12 protein-coding genes are annotated in these 16,472 nt (G+C 57.5%); 7 read left to right on the forward strand and 5 right to left on the reverse strand.

Going from position 1 to position 16,472, the window contains the following annotated elements; all coding sequences use genetic code 11:
- Nucleotides 1-61 precede the first annotated feature (61 nt).
- The 3 genes from AXW84_RS03260 to AXW84_RS03270 all read left to right on the forward strand — a co-directional run bounded on the left by AXW84_RS03260 (nucleotide 62) and on the right by AXW84_RS03270 (nucleotide 2,417).
- Nucleotides 62-637, forward strand: coding sequence for a DUF1990 family protein (locus AXW84_RS03260; RefSeq protein ID WP_068228619.1), 576 nt, complete (start codon nucleotides 62-64; stop codon nucleotides 635-637).
- Nucleotides 630-1,298: a DUF1990 domain-containing protein gene (locus AXW84_RS03265; protein ID WP_068228620.1), complete on the forward strand. Its 669-nt coding sequence runs from the start codon at nucleotides 630-632 to the stop codon at nucleotides 1,296-1,298. The genes AXW84_RS03260 and AXW84_RS03265 overlap by 8 nt, the downstream gene beginning before the upstream one ends.
- A gap of 69 nt (nucleotides 1,299-1,367) precedes the next feature.
- A complete protein-coding gene (locus AXW84_RS03270) occupies nucleotides 1,368-2,417 on the forward strand; it encodes an NAD(P)-dependent alcohol dehydrogenase (RefSeq protein WP_068228621.1) in 1,050 nt (349 codons plus the stop codon).
- 73 nt (nucleotides 2,418-2,490) lie between these two features.
- Here the strand turns inward: AXW84_RS03270 and AXW84_RS03275 are convergent, their stop codons facing one another.
- The gene (locus tag AXW84_RS03275; RefSeq protein WP_068228622.1) at nucleotides 2,491-4,068 is read right to left on the reverse strand and encodes a serine hydrolase; all 1,578 of its coding nucleotides are present in this window, start codon (nucleotides 4,066-4,068) and stop codon (nucleotides 2,491-2,493) included.
- 162 nt (nucleotides 4,069-4,230) lie between these two features.
- Nucleotides 4,231-4,788 (reverse strand): T9SS type A sorting domain-containing protein, encoded by a 558-nt coding sequence (locus AXW84_RS24415; RefSeq protein WP_068228625.1) that lies wholly within the window; start codon nucleotides 4,786-4,788, stop codon nucleotides 4,231-4,233.
- 1,717 nt (nucleotides 4,789-6,505) lie between these two features.
- Between AXW84_RS24415 and AXW84_RS03285 the strand changes: the two genes are divergently transcribed.
- Together AXW84_RS03285 and AXW84_RS24420 are read left to right on the forward strand one after the other, a co-directional pair.
- Nucleotides 6,506-7,369: an ISAs1 family transposase gene (locus AXW84_RS03285; protein WP_068228628.1), complete on the forward strand. Its 864-nt coding sequence runs from the start codon at nucleotides 6,506-6,508 to the stop codon at nucleotides 7,367-7,369.
- 111 nt (nucleotides 7,370-7,480) lie between these two features.
- Entirely contained in the window at nucleotides 7,481-7,627 is a 147-nt protein-coding gene (locus AXW84_RS24420; RefSeq protein ID WP_157886783.1) for a hypothetical protein, read from the forward strand.
- Between the two features lie 185 nt (nucleotides 7,628-7,812).
- On the opposite strand, the gene AXW84_RS24425 is transcribed toward AXW84_RS24420, so the two are convergent.
- The 3 genes from AXW84_RS24425 to AXW84_RS03295 all read right to left on the reverse strand — a co-directional run bounded on the left by AXW84_RS24425 (nucleotide 7,813) and on the right by AXW84_RS03295 (nucleotide 12,126).
- Entirely contained in the window at nucleotides 7,813-8,370 is a 558-nt protein-coding gene (locus AXW84_RS24425) for a T9SS type A sorting domain-containing protein (RefSeq protein WP_068228625.1), read from the reverse strand.
- Between the two features lie 2,105 nt (nucleotides 8,371-10,475).
- A complete protein-coding gene (locus AXW84_RS23845) occupies nucleotides 10,476-11,297 on the reverse strand; it encodes a T9SS type A sorting domain-containing protein (protein ID WP_157886784.1) in 822 nt (273 codons plus the stop codon).
- A gap of 604 nt (nucleotides 11,298-11,901) precedes the next feature.
- Complete coding sequence (locus AXW84_RS03295) at nucleotides 11,902-12,126, reverse strand: hypothetical protein (protein ID WP_068228630.1); 225 nt, start codon at nucleotides 12,124-12,126, stop codon at nucleotides 11,902-11,904.
- A 263-nt stretch (nucleotides 12,127-12,389) separates the two neighbouring features.
- Between AXW84_RS03295 and AXW84_RS03300 the strand changes: the two genes are divergently transcribed.
- Both AXW84_RS03300 and AXW84_RS03305 read left to right on the forward strand, forming a co-directional pair.
- Nucleotides 12,390-13,670 (forward strand): helix-turn-helix transcriptional regulator, encoded by a 1,281-nt coding sequence (locus tag AXW84_RS03300; protein WP_068228631.1) that lies wholly within the window; start codon nucleotides 12,390-12,392, stop codon nucleotides 13,668-13,670.
- Nucleotides 13,671-13,953: 283 nt separating this feature from the next.
- On the forward strand, nucleotides 13,954-16,470 hold the full coding sequence (locus AXW84_RS03305) for an outer membrane beta-barrel family protein (RefSeq protein ID WP_082773674.1): 2,517 nt from the start codon (nucleotides 13,954-13,956) through the stop codon (nucleotides 16,468-16,470).
- The last annotated feature ends 2 nt before the right edge of the window (nucleotides 16,471-16,472 follow it).

Raw genomic sequence — 16,472 nt, forward strand, 5'->3', positions numbered from 1 at the left:
AATGGCCTGCCCATTATCGCAAACACATTTTTAATTTTTAATTCCTAATTTTTAATTCAAAATGCCCAAATCCGAGCAGCCCGCCGCCCAAGGCTCGGGGCCCCAACTGGACCGGCGCTACTACATCGACGTGGTGCGGCCGCTTCTGGGGCCCGTGCCGCTAATGGCTGCGGTGCAGGCCGATTTGCCCCGGTTCTCGCCCAGCCTGCTGGCCGATTTTGAACAGACGCGCGGCGAAGCCGGGGCCCTAAAAACGGGCGACGAATTTCACATCAAAATATTGGGGCCCTGGAACGGCAGCGTGCGCGTGACCGAAGTGGGCGCCACGTTCTTCGAGTTTGTGACCCTCGAAGGCCATCCCGAGGCCGGGCGTATTCGCTTCGAAACCCACGCCCTCGACGGCCGGCCCGACGCGCTGCGGTTCGAAATCCACTCCGTAGCCCGCTCGCGCGACGGCTTGGTGGCCTTCGCTTACGATACCATTGGCGGCGGCAAATTGATGCAGCAGGCCACGTGGGTCGATTTTTGCCAGCGCGTGGCCCAGGCCAGCGGCGGCCAGGCGCTGGGGCCCGTCACGGTCGAAACCACCCGCCACGCCAACGACGGCACCGCTGAATACACCGTTTCCCATGCTTAGCCCCACTGCCCCAGCCGCTTGGGAGCAATACCGCGCCCGCCTCGCCGCCTACGTCAATACCCGCGTCAACTACGACTACGAGAACCAAGCCGAGTACACCTCGGCCACCGGCTGGCGGCTCGACGACTACACGACCGATTTGCCGGCTGAGGCCCCCGGGGCCCCCACGGAAACGGGCTCGTTTGCGGCGGCGCAGGACGTGATGCGGCGCTACGCCTTCCCGCCGCCCGACCTCATCACGGGCTACTTCGACCCCAGCCAGCCGCTCGAAAAGCGCGTTATGGTGCTGCGAGCGCACTTCCTCATTTTTAATTTTTACTTTGGCGTACGGGTGACCGACGTGGTGGACGCGGCCCGTCAAGACAGTCCCGGCGGTCCGGAGCGGGTGTGGGGCTACGGCTACCGCACCCTCGAAGGCCATTTCGAGAAAGGGCAAATAAATTTCTCGGTACGCAAAAACCTGCGCACCGGCGCAGTAGATTTTCGAATTAGCGCCGTGTCGCAGTCGGGGCACATCCGCAACCCATTCTACTGGCTGGGGTTCAAGCTATTTGGCCGGATACTGCAACGCCGGTTTGGGCATGAGTCGCTGGCGCGGATGCACAAGTTGGTAGCCGAAGCCTTGGCGCGCCCGCAACCTTTGGGGGCCCCGGCTGGTTAAGGGAGCCGTGTGCATAACTAAAATCGGTTGTGCGCAATTAATCTGACTCTTTCTCCAAAACCAACTTTGATGAGTATCACCAAAGCTTACGCGGCCCCCGCCGCCAGCATTCCCCTCGAGCCCTTCACGCTGGAGCGCCGCACCCCGGGGCCCCACGACGTGCAGATTGACATCCTGTTTTGCGGCGTGTGCCACTCCGATTTGCACCAAATCCGCGACGAGTGGGGCGGCTCCATCTTCCCAATGGTGCCCGGCCACGAAATCGTGGGCCGCGTGGCCGCCGTGGGCGACCACGTGAAGAACTTTAAAGTGGGCGACTTGGCCGGCGTGGGCTGCATGGTCGACTCGTGCCGCGAGTGCTCGTCGTGCAAAGAAGGCCTGGAGCAGTACTGCGAAACCACCGGCATGATCGGCACCTATAACAGCCGCGAAATTGCCACCGGGGCCCCCACCTACGGCGGCTACTCGCAGCAAATCGTGGTCGACGAAAAGTACATCCTCAAAGTGAGCGAGAAGCTCGACTTGGCCCGCGTGGCCCCGCTGCTGTGCGCCGGCATCACCACCTACTCGCCCCTGCGCCAGTGGAAAGTGGGCGCCGGCCACCGCGTAGCCGTAATGGGCCTGGGCGGCCTCGGCCACATGGCCGTGAAATTTGCCGCTGCCCTCGGCGCCGAAGTAACCGTGCTCAGCACCTCGGCCAACAAAGAGGCCGATGCCAAAGCCCTGGGGGCCCACAAGTTCATTGTGACCAAGGACAAGGAGCAGTTCAAGTCGGTGAGCAACTACTTCGACTTCGTCATCAACACGATATCGGCCCAGATTGACCTGGGCGCTTACGTAAACTTGCTCCGCCTCGACGGCACGATGATTCTGCTGGGCGTGCCCACCGAAGCGCCGCAGTTGCACGCCTTCAACCTCATTGCCAAGCGCCGCCGCGTGGCCGGCTCGCTCATCGGCGGCATCGCCGAAACCCAGGAAATGCTGGACTTCTGCGCCGAGCACAACATCATGTCCGACATCGAGATGATTGACATCCAGCACATCAACGAAGCCTACGAGCGCATGCTGAAAGGCGACGTGAAGTACCGCTTCGTCATCGACGTAGCCTCGTTGAACTAACTGGTTTTAGGGCCCCGGGGCCCATGCAAAACGGCCGGCTTTCCGCGAGGGAGGCCGGCCGTTTTATTGTCGTTCAAGGTACTTTTAGGGCCCCGGCTTGCTGCTTGCTGAACACGTAAGAATCCTGTTCCAGAAAAGGGTTGACGCGTAATTCCATGGTGCGCACGCGCGCTCCTTCGGCCCGGAATAATGCCGGAAAAATGCCGTAGGCGGGGTTGGAGTACGTGGTGCGGAACTGCTCGCCGTCCATGTAATCAAGCGTCGCCACCAAACCGGGGTGGTTGGAAAAGTGCACTTGCAGCTGCCGCCCCTGGGCTTCCACCGTTACGGTGCCGTACACTGGGTTGCGGTACACGCCGGCGTAGGTGCGCAAGTCGCGGGTGGGGCGATTTTTGCGCTGCACGCGGGTGGCCAGTTCAGCAATGTTGCGCTGGGCTTCCTCGCGGCCGGGCCGGGCCAGCGTGTACAGCTGGCGGCTGCGGTCCACGTAGGGCACGGCCAGGTAGGCATCGAGCAATTGGTAGCGCAAAGCCTCAAAAAAGCTCTGGTTGTCTTGGTTGGTGAGCACGGCAATGCCCAAGCCTTCCTCGGGCACGAAGCACACGTTGGTCACGAACCCATTGGCCCCGCCCGTGTGCCAGAACACCTGCCGCCCGGCGTAGTCGCCGATGAATACGCCCAGCCCATACATAGAAAAATGGCTGGGCAGAATTGGCGATTTAACGTCCGACACCAGCGTGTTAACGGCCCGGGTGCGGCGCAGCGTGGCCCAGGGCAGCACCTGCCGCCCGGCGTAGCGCCCGCTGTCGAGCTGGAAATTAAGCCAGTGTGCCAAGTCGTTGGCGCACGACACGAGGCCGGCAGCCGGGGCTAAATTATCGATGTGGTCGAGCGGTAGCGGAATAAGGGGCCCAAACGCATCGGAATACGGCCGGGCAATGTTGGTCCGCTGCCCATACCCAGCCGTGAGCGGGTAGGTACGGGCCATGCCCAGCGGCGTGAGTAAGCGCTGCTGCACCCAATCTTCCCACCGCTTGCCGTCCAGCACCTGGGGAATGATTTCGCCCGCCGCCAGGAAGCCCGAATTGCAGTAGCCATAGGTTTGGCGGAACGGGTTGACGGGCCGCAGGTTACGCATCTTATCCACGATTTCGGCCCGGCTCAGGTCGGAGTTCCAAAACGTGAAATCGCCCTGGAACGTCCGGGTGCCCAAGTGGTGCCCCAGCAAGTCGCGGATGCTCACCAGTTTGGTACTGGTCGAGTCGTACAATCGATACGCGGGCAAATACCGGCGCACCGGGTCGTTCAAATTCAGCCGCTTTTCTTCCTCCAACTGCGCCAAGGCCGTTCCCGTGAACAGCTTTGTGTTGGAAGCAATCATGAACAAGGTATTGGCGTCAACCGGTTCCGGCTCGCTCACAACCCGCACGCCAAAGCCCTCGGCGGCCACCACCTGCCCGCCCTTCACCACCACCACGGCTAGGCCCGGAATGTCCCACAGCCGCAGGCCGCGCTCTACATAAGTGGCCAAGCTGTCGCGCACAAATTTCGAACCGTAAGCGCGGGGCTGCGCGGCACTGGGCAGGGCCCCCAGCAACAACGCCACCAACCCCAGCAGCAGGATACGGCGAAACGCGAAACAAAAGAACATGAAAAAGCAAAAAGGCCGGATGGGATTCGAAAATTAAGCACGCCACCGCCAAAGCCGTTGGTTTGCCTTACGAAATTAGGGGTGCGAACCAGGACGCCGCCGTTTCGCCCATAAAAAAACCCTGCGCAACGCGCAGGGCTTTTTTATGGGCTGAGTGAAAAGCTATTCTTTCACCAGCTTGAGGCGCTGGGTCTGGCCGTCCGGGTAGCGCACCTGCACCACGTAGAGGCCGTGGGGCAGGCTGGCCAGGTCCGAGAGCACCAGGTTGGAGGCCCCGGCGGCCAGCGTGGGCTGCCAGCGGCGCACCTGGCGGCCCACGCCGTCGAGTACGCTCACCGTGGCTTGGCCGGCGGCCACCGTTTGCAGCGCCAAGTTGATTTCCGAGGCGAACGGGTTGGGGTAGCCCTGCACTGACGTGGCCAGGGCCCCGCCAAACGTGAGGGACTGCGGGGCGAACAAGCTTTCCTTGCCGTCCACATCCAACTGGCGCAAGCGGTAGTAGCGGGTGCCCTGCTTGCCCGCCGTCGCGTCGCGGTACTGGTAGGCGCGGGCTTCCGAGCTATTCGGCGAAGCGGCGGCCACGAAGCCCAGCGCGCGGAAGGTTGTGCCGTCGGTCGACACCTGCACCTCGAAGCCCGCGTTGTTCAACTCCTGGGCGGTGGTCCAGGTCAGCAGCGCGTCGGGGCCCTGGGCCACGGCCGCAAAGCTCGTCAACGTCACCGGCAGTGCGTTGGTATAGTCGCCGAGGGTAAACGTAGCCGCGATGGTACCAGTAATACCGTTACTCGTTAGCGTATTGGTATTAGGATCGGCACTGGTTTTATCTAAAGGTTGAAATGGATTGCCGCCGTTTTGCGAACGAAAAGGCAGTAAATTAAATTTTTGGATGCTATTTAATTCAGCATTTAAATAATGAAAAGTAAGGTTAAAATTGAGGTTGTCTGGGTTATCGGCCTGAAATGAGAAGTTGCGACGGATGCTTTTGCTTGTATTAATTCCCCTGTAAGTAAAACTAGTAACGCGAGTTACCGAAACCTTGATAGGCGCCGAATTATTTACTGTTAAATCAAGCCCGATATTACCGAAGGTGTTTTGGTCCTGATCAATCATCCGATCATTAGCGCGCACTACGCCTAATACATAGCCGACCTCTGATTCATTAATTATCTGTCCGGTAGTTCCTAGGTTAATACTATAATCCTGAGGGCTATCGGTTCTTGTTTGTAAGATGCCGCCACTTTGGGCAAAAATTAAATCATTAATGATACTCGCCTGGCTACTGAGCGTTTTCGTGCTTCCTCCGTCAATGCGAAGATTAAAAAAAATGCCCCCATCAAAAGTTTGAGCCACACTGCCAACTAATGCGATAACGCCACCCGTTTGGTCGAAGCTCCCTCGTGGGTCTTGAAAATCACCAACTAATTGTAGTTCTCCGCCGGTCATGCTTAAGCCGCGGTAATTGGTGGGGGCCCCAGTATCACCAGCAATAAGTAAAGTGTGGACCTTAGCTACGTTGCCATTGGTAATGATGGGCTTATTACCACTTGAGATAAATGGAATAATAACGTTCGTGCTAAAATCGGGGAGTACTGTGGGCGACCAGTTGCCGGCATCGGTCCAATCTGAACTGTTTTGTCCCGTCCATTGAGTAGGAGAAATGCCCGTTACGTCGAAAGAGGCAGTATAAGGATTTGACTCGCTGCCATCAGCTCTGTTTATAGCATTCGGATTACCCGTGTTAGGAATAATATTGAAAGTAAAATATACCTCTAATATGTAATGGCCATTTCCAGCGTTAGCCGCGCTTATTAGATTAACATTAGCCGAAGGATTGCTCCATTTTTGGCCACTTGGTTGGTCGCTATCTAGTCCTTTAAAATTTAATCTTAGCGGCACAAAAACTCCTGGACTAGAATTGTCGCGGTAAACCCGATAAAATAGTTGAGGGGGCTGCACATTGCCACCGCCGTCATCAGTTAGGTTAGCTTCGCCACCAATCTGTAAACGGCCGTCTCGGTCAAAAGAACCGAAATTCTGGCCCTGATAAGGGCTAAATCCCGTGCTGCCACCACTATTTGTGTAATAGCTAACGGTGTTGCCGTAACTGGTCAGCGTAACTATATTCTTATAAAAATCAGTAGCAACTGCCGGGCTTCCTAGTCCTGTACCAAGTATGATTAACCCAATTAATATTCCAAGTTTGCCATTAATGAATATGTGCCGTAACGCTATTTGTAGCGCAGGTTGGATCTTGAATAATGGTTGCTTCATAATGGCGCTTGATTAGGTATAAAACTAGTTATCAAATATACAAAAAATGCTGCTAAAAATAATATTAATACAAATAATCATACTTACAGGTATTTTGTACAATATGGAATCGCCTCCACATCAGTAGGGCCATTGCACCAAACGCGTAGTTAGCGAATTTTGGGGAATGGACTATGCTGAATTTTTTGAGGAAATAACGGATTACCGGGTGCAAGGCCGCTGTTTACATGAATTAAGCGACATTTTGCTACTCGTGCTCTGTGGTTTATTAGCTGATTGCGAGACATTTGAGGATATTTACGATTATGCCTGTGACAAAGAGGCTACGCTACGCGAGTTCATGGCCTTGCCGGCCGGCAGCCCGTCCCATGACACGCTCAACCGCGTCTTTCGCCACCTCGCGCCTACCGAATTGGAGCGTTGCCTGAGCCAGTGGGGACAGGCTATCGTGGCGTTGCTGGCCGGTCGGCACCTGCTTATCGACGGCAAGCAGCTGCGCGGCACCACGCCCGCCGGCCAGCGCCAGGCCCCGGTCCAGCTCGTGAGCGTCTGGGCGGCCGAGCAGCGCCTGTGCCTGGCGCAGACGGCAGTGGAAACCAAGCGTAATGAATGGGTGGCCATCCCGCAGGTGCTCGACCTGGTGGAGGTAAAAGGCCGTGTGGTCACGCTCGATGCCATGGGCTGCCAGCGGTCGGTGGCGGCGAAGCTGGTGGAGAAAGGGGCTGATTACGTGCTGGCCCTCAAGCAAAACCAGGGGGAGTTACACCGGCTGGTGGCCGCCCACTTTGCTCCCTTGCGCGCCCAGCCCGCCGCCCACCAGCAGCGCGACAAGGGACATGGACGCGGGGAACTGCGCCAAGTCTGGGTCAGTCAGCACGGGGGCCTGGTGGATGCGGGCGCGGACTGGCCGGGCTTGCAGACGCTGGTTTGCCAGCAGACCACGCGCTGGGTGGCGGGGAAGGCGCAGCAGGCCACGCGCTATTTTCTCTCCTCGCTGGCCGGGGCGAGCGCGGCCACGCTAGGGGGGTAGGTGCGCGGGCATTGGGGCATTGAAAATCAGCAGCATTGGCACCTGGACGTGACCTTTGCCGAAGATGCCAGCCAGTGCCGACGCGGCCATGCCCCACGCAATTTCTCGACTATGCGCAAGCTGGCCTTGACGCTGCTCCGGTGCTCCCCGCTGGTCGTGAGCCTGAAACGAAAGCGTAAAAAAGCCGCCCGCGACGATAAATACCTGCTCCAGTTGCTGGCCCAGCTACCGCTAGAGGAAACTGCCCCGACAAGCTAACTGTACGTTTGGTGCAATGGCCCTACCACATCAGTGTACAGCTTTCTAGTGAAAGAACTCTGTAGTATTCATGGATCCTTCGTAGCCCTTTAGAATCAGCTATTGTAAATTCCAATACTGCCGTTTCGCCCACAAAAAAAGCCCTGCGCGGCGCGCAAGGCTTTTTTTATGGGCTGAGTGAAAAGCTATTCTTTCACCAGCTTGAGGCGCTGGGTCTGGCCGTCCGGGTAGCGCACCTGCACCACGTAGAGGCCGTGGGGCAGGCTGGCCAGGTCCGAGAGCACCAGGTTGGAGGCCCCGGCGGCCAGCGTGGGCTGCCAGCGGCGCACCTGGCGGCCCACGCCGTCGAGTACGCTCACCGTGGCTTGGCCGGCGGCCACCGTTTGCAGCGCCAAGTTGATTTCCGAGGCGAACGGGTTGGGGTAGCCCTGCACTGACGTGGCCAGGGCCCCGCCAAACGTGAGGGACTGCGGGGCGAACAAGCTTTCCTTGCCGTCCACATCCAACTGGCGCAAGCGGTAGTAGCGGGTGCCCTGCTTGCCCGCCGTCGCGTCGCGGTACTGGTAGGCGCGGGCTTCCGAGCTATTCGGCGAAGCGGCGGCCACGAAGCCCAGCGCGCGGAAGGTTGTGCCGTCGGTCGACACCTGCACCTCGAAGCCCGCGTTGTTCAACTCCTGGGCGGTGGTCCAGGTCAGCAGCGCGTCGGGGCCCTGGGCCACGGCCGCAAAGCTCGTCAACGTCACCGGCAGTGCGTTGGTATAGTCGCCGAGGGTAAATATGCCTAATAGAGTATTTACTCCGTCAAACGTCACGCCCTCAATGTTAGAACGTACTAAGACATTGTTAGCAAGGTCAATAGAAGTTTTCGTTAGAGGGCGGAAAGGAACGGTGCCGTTTTGTGTGCGGAAAAGCAAAAGGTTATTCTCAGAAATTCCGTTCAATTCAGAATCCAAGTAGTGGAAACGAAGTGCAAAGCTCGGGGTGCTAGTGCTACCAGTAGCTGACAACGTGAAGCTGCGCTTGATACTTTGACTTATGTTCACCCCTTTGTACGAGAAGCCGGTAAGCCGCGTGACAGATACAACTCCTGGAGAGCTACCGTTAGGGATTAACTCAAGCCCAATGTTATTAAACACGTTGGCTTTGTCCGCATCAATTTGCCGGCTGAGACTACGCAGAAAGCCCAGTACATAACTTGTTTCTGTCTCGCCGATAATTTGGGGTTCGTTTCCAATGTTACTTGGGTCGTAAACTAGATCAACACTGTTTGTACTGGCATCTTTATCCAGCGTTTTAAGTACTCCATCTACAAAGGTCAAAGTACCCTTGATGTCCATTCGGGTTGTTAAAGACTTAGTCCCGCCACCCTCAATACGAACGTTGTTGAACGTGGCACCGTCGAAGGTTTGGTCTTTACCAGCCAAGACGAAGGTTGAATTTGGATCTTGGCCAAACCCTCCAAAGGGGGTAGAAAAATCTCCAAATATCTGCAATTCTCCAGGCGAACCATTCACCCCGCCAAGAGTGAATAGCCGGGCGTTTGGTATCCCGTTGCTGCTAATACGTAAAGAACGAACTTTGGCTGCGCCACGATTACCGTTAAATATTTTGGGAATATATCTTGCCCCGGCAGGAATCGTAGCGTCCGTATTAGCATCAGGTACACGATTAGGGGACCAGTTACCCGGATTAAACCAATCTGTTCCATTAGGATCCTCTCCAGCGATGCCTGTCCACTGCACAGGAGTGTTTCCAGTTACTGAAAAAGTAGCTCTATAGTTAACGCCTGGGCTGTTGTTATTATCATAAAACGGGAATGTAGTAGTAGGATTCCCATAAGTGCCAGTGCCCTGAAAATATATTTCTAGCGTGTAATTAGCTGTTACACCTACACCTGGACCATCGGTGTTAGAAATAAGGTTTGGCCCGTTTAAGTTATCCCAGCGCTGAGTATTGGGCCCGTCAAGGTTATCCCGTCTGTTAGTTAAGTTTAACGGTATGAAATCACCAGTGGTGGTGGAGCCGGTCAGATATACTTTATAGTAAAGTATCGGAGCTATTACCCCATCGCCATTAGTCGTCTTTGTGTTGGCTTCGCCGCCTAGTATTAAACTTCCGTTTCCGCGGTCGAAAGTGCCAAAGTTTTGGCCTTGGATTGGAGTTGCACCATTGCCTAATGCTTGGTAATAAGCATTACCCGTGTTGCTTTTGTTGATGACAACAAAGTTTTTAGTAAACTCAGTAGCAGTTGCTGAGTTAGCAAACCCTGCAAATAAGATGATTAGCAAGGCGATTGCGCTTGCTTTGCTAGAGCAGATTCGCTGCAATAGTATATAAGGCGCGAATGAATTAGTGTTTAAAGGTTGTTGCATGATGCCAATAAATAACATGAGAAAAGGGACACGCAAATATACGTGAATCTCAACGCAAGGATGGTTTTATGCAAGAAAATATTGTGTATCTGCATTTTGTGCAAAAATACTATTGCTCATACCCCAATGGATCCAATATATTACTGTGAATGTGCCAAAGCAAATCTTAGCCAAAGGCGTGCATCGCAACGCTATGTAGCTTTTTCAGAGATTTTTTAGTCACGATAAACAGTCGTAACGGCAAAAAAAGAAGGCCCCTCCTAATGAAGGGGCCTTCTTTGTCTAATAATCATAATGAATAACCAGCCTAATATAATAGCGTGGCTGGCACAGGATAGGACACTAAATCAAGCGGTGTAATAATCAAGGAAATGGAATATGGGCGATAGTCGCCATAGTGATAGTAATTTTTAATTCATAATGTATCATTTTGATATAAAGTTACTTATCTTGTTGTGACTGACTTATAAAACACTTTAATTAGAAACAATAAGGCGTTTCTGTACGGGGCCGTCGCTGCTGGCCAGCGTGATGAAATAAGTGCCCGCAGCTAAGCTAGTAGGCAAGGGCAAGGGGGTAGTTGATTGAGCTGTCATTGGAGCAAGAGTTTGAATCGAGATAGGACGGCCTAGTGCATCAGCGATTTGCAGCGTAAGAGTTTCTCCAGCAAAGCCCTGAAGCAATAGTTGCACAGGTTTGCCTACGCTAGGGTTTGGGTATATTTCTACTCTGCGAGCCAGGAGGGGCACGGGGCTTAGAACAATTGAGCTGCTATAGTGCACTGTACCGTCAAGGTCAACTTGGCGCAAGCGGTAGTAAGTTGGTTGCGTTAAGCGTTTCGAATCCGGCCAATGGTATGCAAGCGACTGGGAACTGGTACCAGCCGCCGCCATCCGGTTGGCTTCAGAGAAATAAACGCCATCAGATGAGCGCTCGACAGCGAAGTAAGATGTATTGCGTTCAGTAGCTGTAGACCACTGTAACAAGGCCATACTGTTGGCGTCGATGGTACCAGCAAACGCTGTCAACTCAACTGCAAGGGGAGCCGGAGATACGGGCACAGCTCGGGTGGATATAGCCATGCTGCTACTACGGTTGTTGTATGCAATGCTAGTCCCATCGGTATTGTATTCGGCGTTAGTTATATAATAATAGGTATTGGGTTGCAACCCCGTGATCGTGGCGCTACGCCCCGTGCCATTGTATACTACAAAACCTTTGCCCAGTGCTGTGCCTTGTCCGTATATCGTATTAGCAGTGTAAAAAGTGCTGTCGGCTGGAGCCAGCGGTACGGGCATGCCCCCAGGAGAAGCCGCCATCGTTACTACCCGGCCTTGGCCTGTGCCGGAATCACCGAAAACTAGATCCACGGTAGTAGTAGTCACGCGAACAGGGCTTACGCTGCCACCTGTGCTAGGGGCCACTACCTGTGCCGAAGTGCTGTGGCTAAACAGCCCGGACGCCAGGCCTACCGCAAGGGCTAAGAAGCGCAAATTCATATAGAAGCTAGTAGAGGGTGGAACCAAATAGGGAAATTGCTAAAATAAAATAATAAGCTGTAGAGTATAAATATTCTAATAATAAACAACGTCTTATAATTTAGGTGCAACTCGCTGGCCAGCTGTTTTGCGATAGACAAATATAGGACTAAAAATCAAATCATAGACTTATTTCTCGTTTTATGAGATAAAAAATAAAATATTATTGTACTTAATAAAGAAAAACGATTTATTAAACATTAGATAAAATCATATTTCAATAAAAAATAATAAATGTGCAAATGGTATTAACTAAAGCTGGAGACTTGTGGGTGCTATTGGGTGCTCTGGGAATGGTTATGAAAAAGGGCAGCCCGTTGGGCTGCCCTGGTCTGGCTATTATTATATAAGGTGTTGGGGTTGGCTAAGCCGTGAGAGAGGGCCCCGCGGCGGGGCCCCAAGGCAAGTGGGTGAGCTGCACGGTATCCAACAGGGCCTGCCGGTGGGTGTAGTGCAGGAAAAAGCGGGCCGTTGTTTCAACAGGTTTCTGGCAATACTTGACGATGCGGCTCAAGTCTTTTCCCACCCAGTGGGTGTGGCCGACTTGCAAGCCGTTGATGTCGTCTTTGGGCGTGGGAATACCGAACACGCCCGCTAGTAGGGGCAGCGGGATGGTGCCTTTATAGTCACCAAACTTCTACTGGTTCCTATTGTCGAGCAAGTCGGGGAAGTCCCGGGGCTTGTGGCCGGCTCCGTTGGGCATGGGCGGCCAGGGCCTGGCCGCAGATGGGCATGACGGTTGGGAACACTTTTTAGCTAAATCAAACAGATGCTACATAATAGCCGGGACCACCCCAAGCTAGGCCGCATTGCCAGCAGAAACAGGGGCCCTGGCGGTGTATTTTTACCGCTATGTTCTTCCAGTTTGGCCCCCGCAGCGCGTTGCTATTGCCCTTCGTAGTGCCGGGAGCGGCGGCCGCCCTGTGGCTGCTGGGTCGGGCCCTGCGGCGCGGGGCCCCCGCCGATGCGCTGCTGGCGCTGCTCATCGTGCTGCCCACTATCAGCGTGACGCAGTGGATGCTGGGCTACGCGGGCTGGTTCGACAGCCACGATGGGCACTCGACGGTGATGTTTTACGTGCCCTGGCACCTGGGCACGGCGCTGGGCGCGGGCTACTACCTGTATTTCCGCAGCCTTACCAACCAGGAATTTCGCTGGCGGCCGCTGGCGGTGCACCTGCTGCCGGCGCTGCTGGAGCTGGGCCTGTTTGCGGCGGCGGCGGCTTACGACCTGGTGTGGTGGCGCGGGATGCAGGGCCGGCCGCTGCCCGATTTTTTCGGTACGAAGGGCGCAGCAGCCACGGCCCTCGACGGGCTGGCTCTGCCGCTGGCGCTGCTCAGCCACGGGCTACTGCTGGGATACGGGCTGCGCATGTGGGCGGAGTACCGCCGCTACCGTCGCTACCTCGACGACAACTTCTCGGACCCCGAGCGCCTGCGCTTTGCTGGGCTGCGGCAGTTGCTTCTGCTGCAACTGCTGGTCCTGACGGTGGGCCTGCTGTATACGGCCCTGAATACGGCGTTCGAATTTAGCTACGACGCGGCCTGGAATTTCTTTGCCTTGCGCGGCATCCTTATATACGGGCTGATTGTGGTGGGCATCCAGGCGAACTACGCAGCTGCTACCAGCCCGTTGCGCTTCGGGGCCCCAGCGGTGCTGGGAGTGGCCGAAGCCACGCCACTGCCCGGTAGCGGCGCTGGTTTTGAACCAACAGCGCTGGGGGCCCCGGTGGCGGCCGCCCGCCCGGCCGCCGCCGCGGGGCTCCTGCCGCCCGCCGCGCCGCTGCCGCCCGAGCTGGGGCCCTGGCGCGACAAACTGCTGGCCTTGATGGCCGACGAGCAGCCCTGGCTGGAGCCCGAGCTGACGCTTACCGAGCTGGCCCACCGCCTGCGCACGCACCCGGCGCTGCTTTCCAAAGTCATCAACGCGGGCTGTGGGCAAAACTTCAACGACTTTGTGAACACCTACCGGGTGGAGGAGGCGCGGCGCAAGCTGGCTGACCCGCGCTTCGGGCACTACTCGTTGGTAGGCGTGGCGCTGGAGAGTGGATTCAACTCAAAATCAACGTTTAACCGCGTGTTCAAGAAGCTGCTGGACCAGGCCCCCAGCGAAGTAGCCCGGCCCAAATCATAAGTTGGGGCGGGCCAAACCATGGCCTGGAGCGCCGGCCGTGGGGCGGGAGAGGACTTTTGCCTTCGTCCTCACCAACCCCGCTTCGGCCGTGAAAAACGTTGCAACCTGCCCACTGGCCCCCGTGCCTGGCCCCGCCGGCCACACACTTTTTGAGAACCGCGGTAACGTTTGGTTCGGGGCCCCGGTAGCCGCTGTGCAGCCCACCGTTGGTGGCGCGGCAAGCAACCATCCGGACTTCATCGGCATCTGTGCTGGCGGTTCTCTTTCCTTCTACTCACTGCGTATGAGACTTTCTACTCGTTGCGCAACGGGCGGGCTACTGAGCCTGCTCGTGGCGGTGGCCACTGCCTTGCCGGCCGCAGCCCAGGGCCCCGTAGCCGGTACCGGCGTGCTCACCGGCACGGTGCTCGACTCAGCCAGCCGCCAGCCGGTGGCCTACGCCACGGTGGTGCTGCTGCCGCCGGCGCCCAATGACAGGCCCATTACCGGCGTGGCGGCCGACGACCAGGGCAAGTTTAGCCTAACCAGGCTGGCGGCGGGGGCCTTCCGGCTGCGGGCCAGCTACGTGGGCTACGGCCCCCGCACCCGCGCCGTGGTAGTGGGCGCGGGCCCGACCGACGTGGGGCCCTTGCGCCTGCGGGCCGCGGCCCAGGCGTTGGGCGAGGCCGTCATCATCGGCTCGAAGCCGGTGGTGGAGGTGCGCCCTGACCGCCTCGTATACAACGCCGACCAGGACGTGAGCAACGCCGGCGGCACCGCGGCCGACGTGCTGCGCAAGGCCCCTTTGCTGGCCGTGGACGGCGAAGGCAACGTGAAAATGCGTGGCTCGGGCAATTTTAAAGTGCTGGTGAACAATAAGCCCTCGCCCACGCTGGCCCGCAACCTGGCCGAAGCGCTGAAAAGCATTCCCGCCGACCAAATCAAGAGCGTCGAAATCATCACCACGCCGCCGGCCAAGTACGACGGTGAGGGCACGGCCGGCACCATCAACATTGTGCTGAAAAAAGGGGTGGAGCAGGGCTTGAACGGCCGCGTGGGCCTAAGCAGCGGCAACCGCAACACCAACTTCAATTCGGCGCTGAACTTCAAGAAGGGCAAAATCGGGTTTTCCTCCACGGCCAACTTGGGGGCCTGGTACAGCCCCGGCCAGTTGAGCACCGAGCGGCTGGGCTACGCGGGCGCCGGGGCCCCCGATACGCTGCGCCAAAGCAGCGCCAACCGCAACCGCGGCGGCTGGGTGTACGGCACGGTGGGCCTCGACTACGACCCCGCCGAGCACCACAGCTTTTCGCTGGCCGGCTCGGTGAACGGCTACGCTGGCTACACCACCCACGACCTGGTGAACCGCTACACCGCGCCTGACGCCGGCCAGAACCAGCTCTTCACCCGCGCCACCAAAAACGTGTTCAGTGGGTTGAATGTCGAGGGCACCGGCACCTACACCCGCACCTTCGCCCAGGCCCGCAAGGAATGGAGCGTGCTGGCCCAGTACGCCTACAACCCCGGCACGTTTGGCTACGATTTCGACCAGTTCACCAACTCAGACGTGGTGCTGGACGGCAGCCGCGCCGACTACCGCGAGCGGAACCGGGGCCGCACGCCGGGCCACGAGTTCACGGCCCAAACCGATTTCACCCAGCCGTTTGGCGACAAGAAAACGCTGGAAGTGGGCCTGAAGGCCATTTTCCGGCGCACGGGTTCGGTGGCCACCGTCGACACGCTGTTTCCGGCCCGCGCAACCGATTTCTTCCAGTCGCCGCGCCGCGCCACCGACTTCAGCTACGCCCAGAATGTGCAGTCGGCCTACGGCATCTACTCGTTTGGGCTGGGGCCCAAGCTTACGGCCAGCCTTGGCAGCCGGGTAGAGCGCACGGCCCTGGCGGCCGACTTCCGGACCAGCAGCTCGGGCTTCGAACGTAGCTATAATACGCTGCTGCCCAACGGCAACGCCCGCTACGCCTTCAGCGAGGCAAACAGCCTGCGCTTGGCCTACAGCCGCCGCATCACCCGGCCGTTCATCGATTACCTCAACCCGTTCGTGGACCGCTCCGACGCCAAAAATATTTCCTACGGCAACCCCGCCCTCGACCCCGAGCTGACCGACTCGTACGAGTTGAGCTATAATACCACCGTGAAAACGGTGACGCTCAACGCCTCGGCCTCGGTGCGGCACACGGGCAACGCCATCGAGTCGGTGCGCTTCTCCACCCTAAACCCCACCGCGCCGCTGCCCGCCGGCGTGGCGCCCGATGCCAGCGTGACGGTGCAAACCTTCGCCAACGTGGCCGCCAACACGTTCTACCAGTTCAACCTCTATGGCTCGGCCAAGCCCCTGCCGAAGTGGGAACTGAGCGGGGGCCCCGACGTGCAATACACCGTGCGCCGCAGCCCGGCCCTGAATACCGAGCGCCGCGGCTTCACGGCCGGCTTCAACATGAACACGGCCTATAAGTTCGACAAGGGCTTGACGGTGCAGTCGTTCGTGAACGGGTCGCTGGCTACAGTCGAAATCCAGGGCCGGGGCCCCGCCAGCCTGTACTATTCGTTCGGGGTGAAGAAGGACCTGTTTGAGAAAAAGGCCGACCTGACTCTGAACGTGGCCAACCCGTTCAACGACTACTGGGCATACCGCAGCACCACTACCACGGCCTTCTTCACGGAGCGCAACGAGTACCGCGCCTACCAACGGTCTTTCCGCCTGAGCTTTAGCTACCGCTTCGGGCAGGCGCAGCAGGGCCGCCAGCGCAAAAGCATCAACAACGACGACACCAAGAGCGGCGGCAGCAAGCAGGGCGGTTAGGG

Origin of the sequence: Hymenobacter sp. PAMC 26628 (genome assembly GCF_001562275.1) — a bacterium.
GTDB lineage: Bacteria > Bacteroidota > Bacteroidia > Cytophagales > Hymenobacteraceae > Hymenobacter.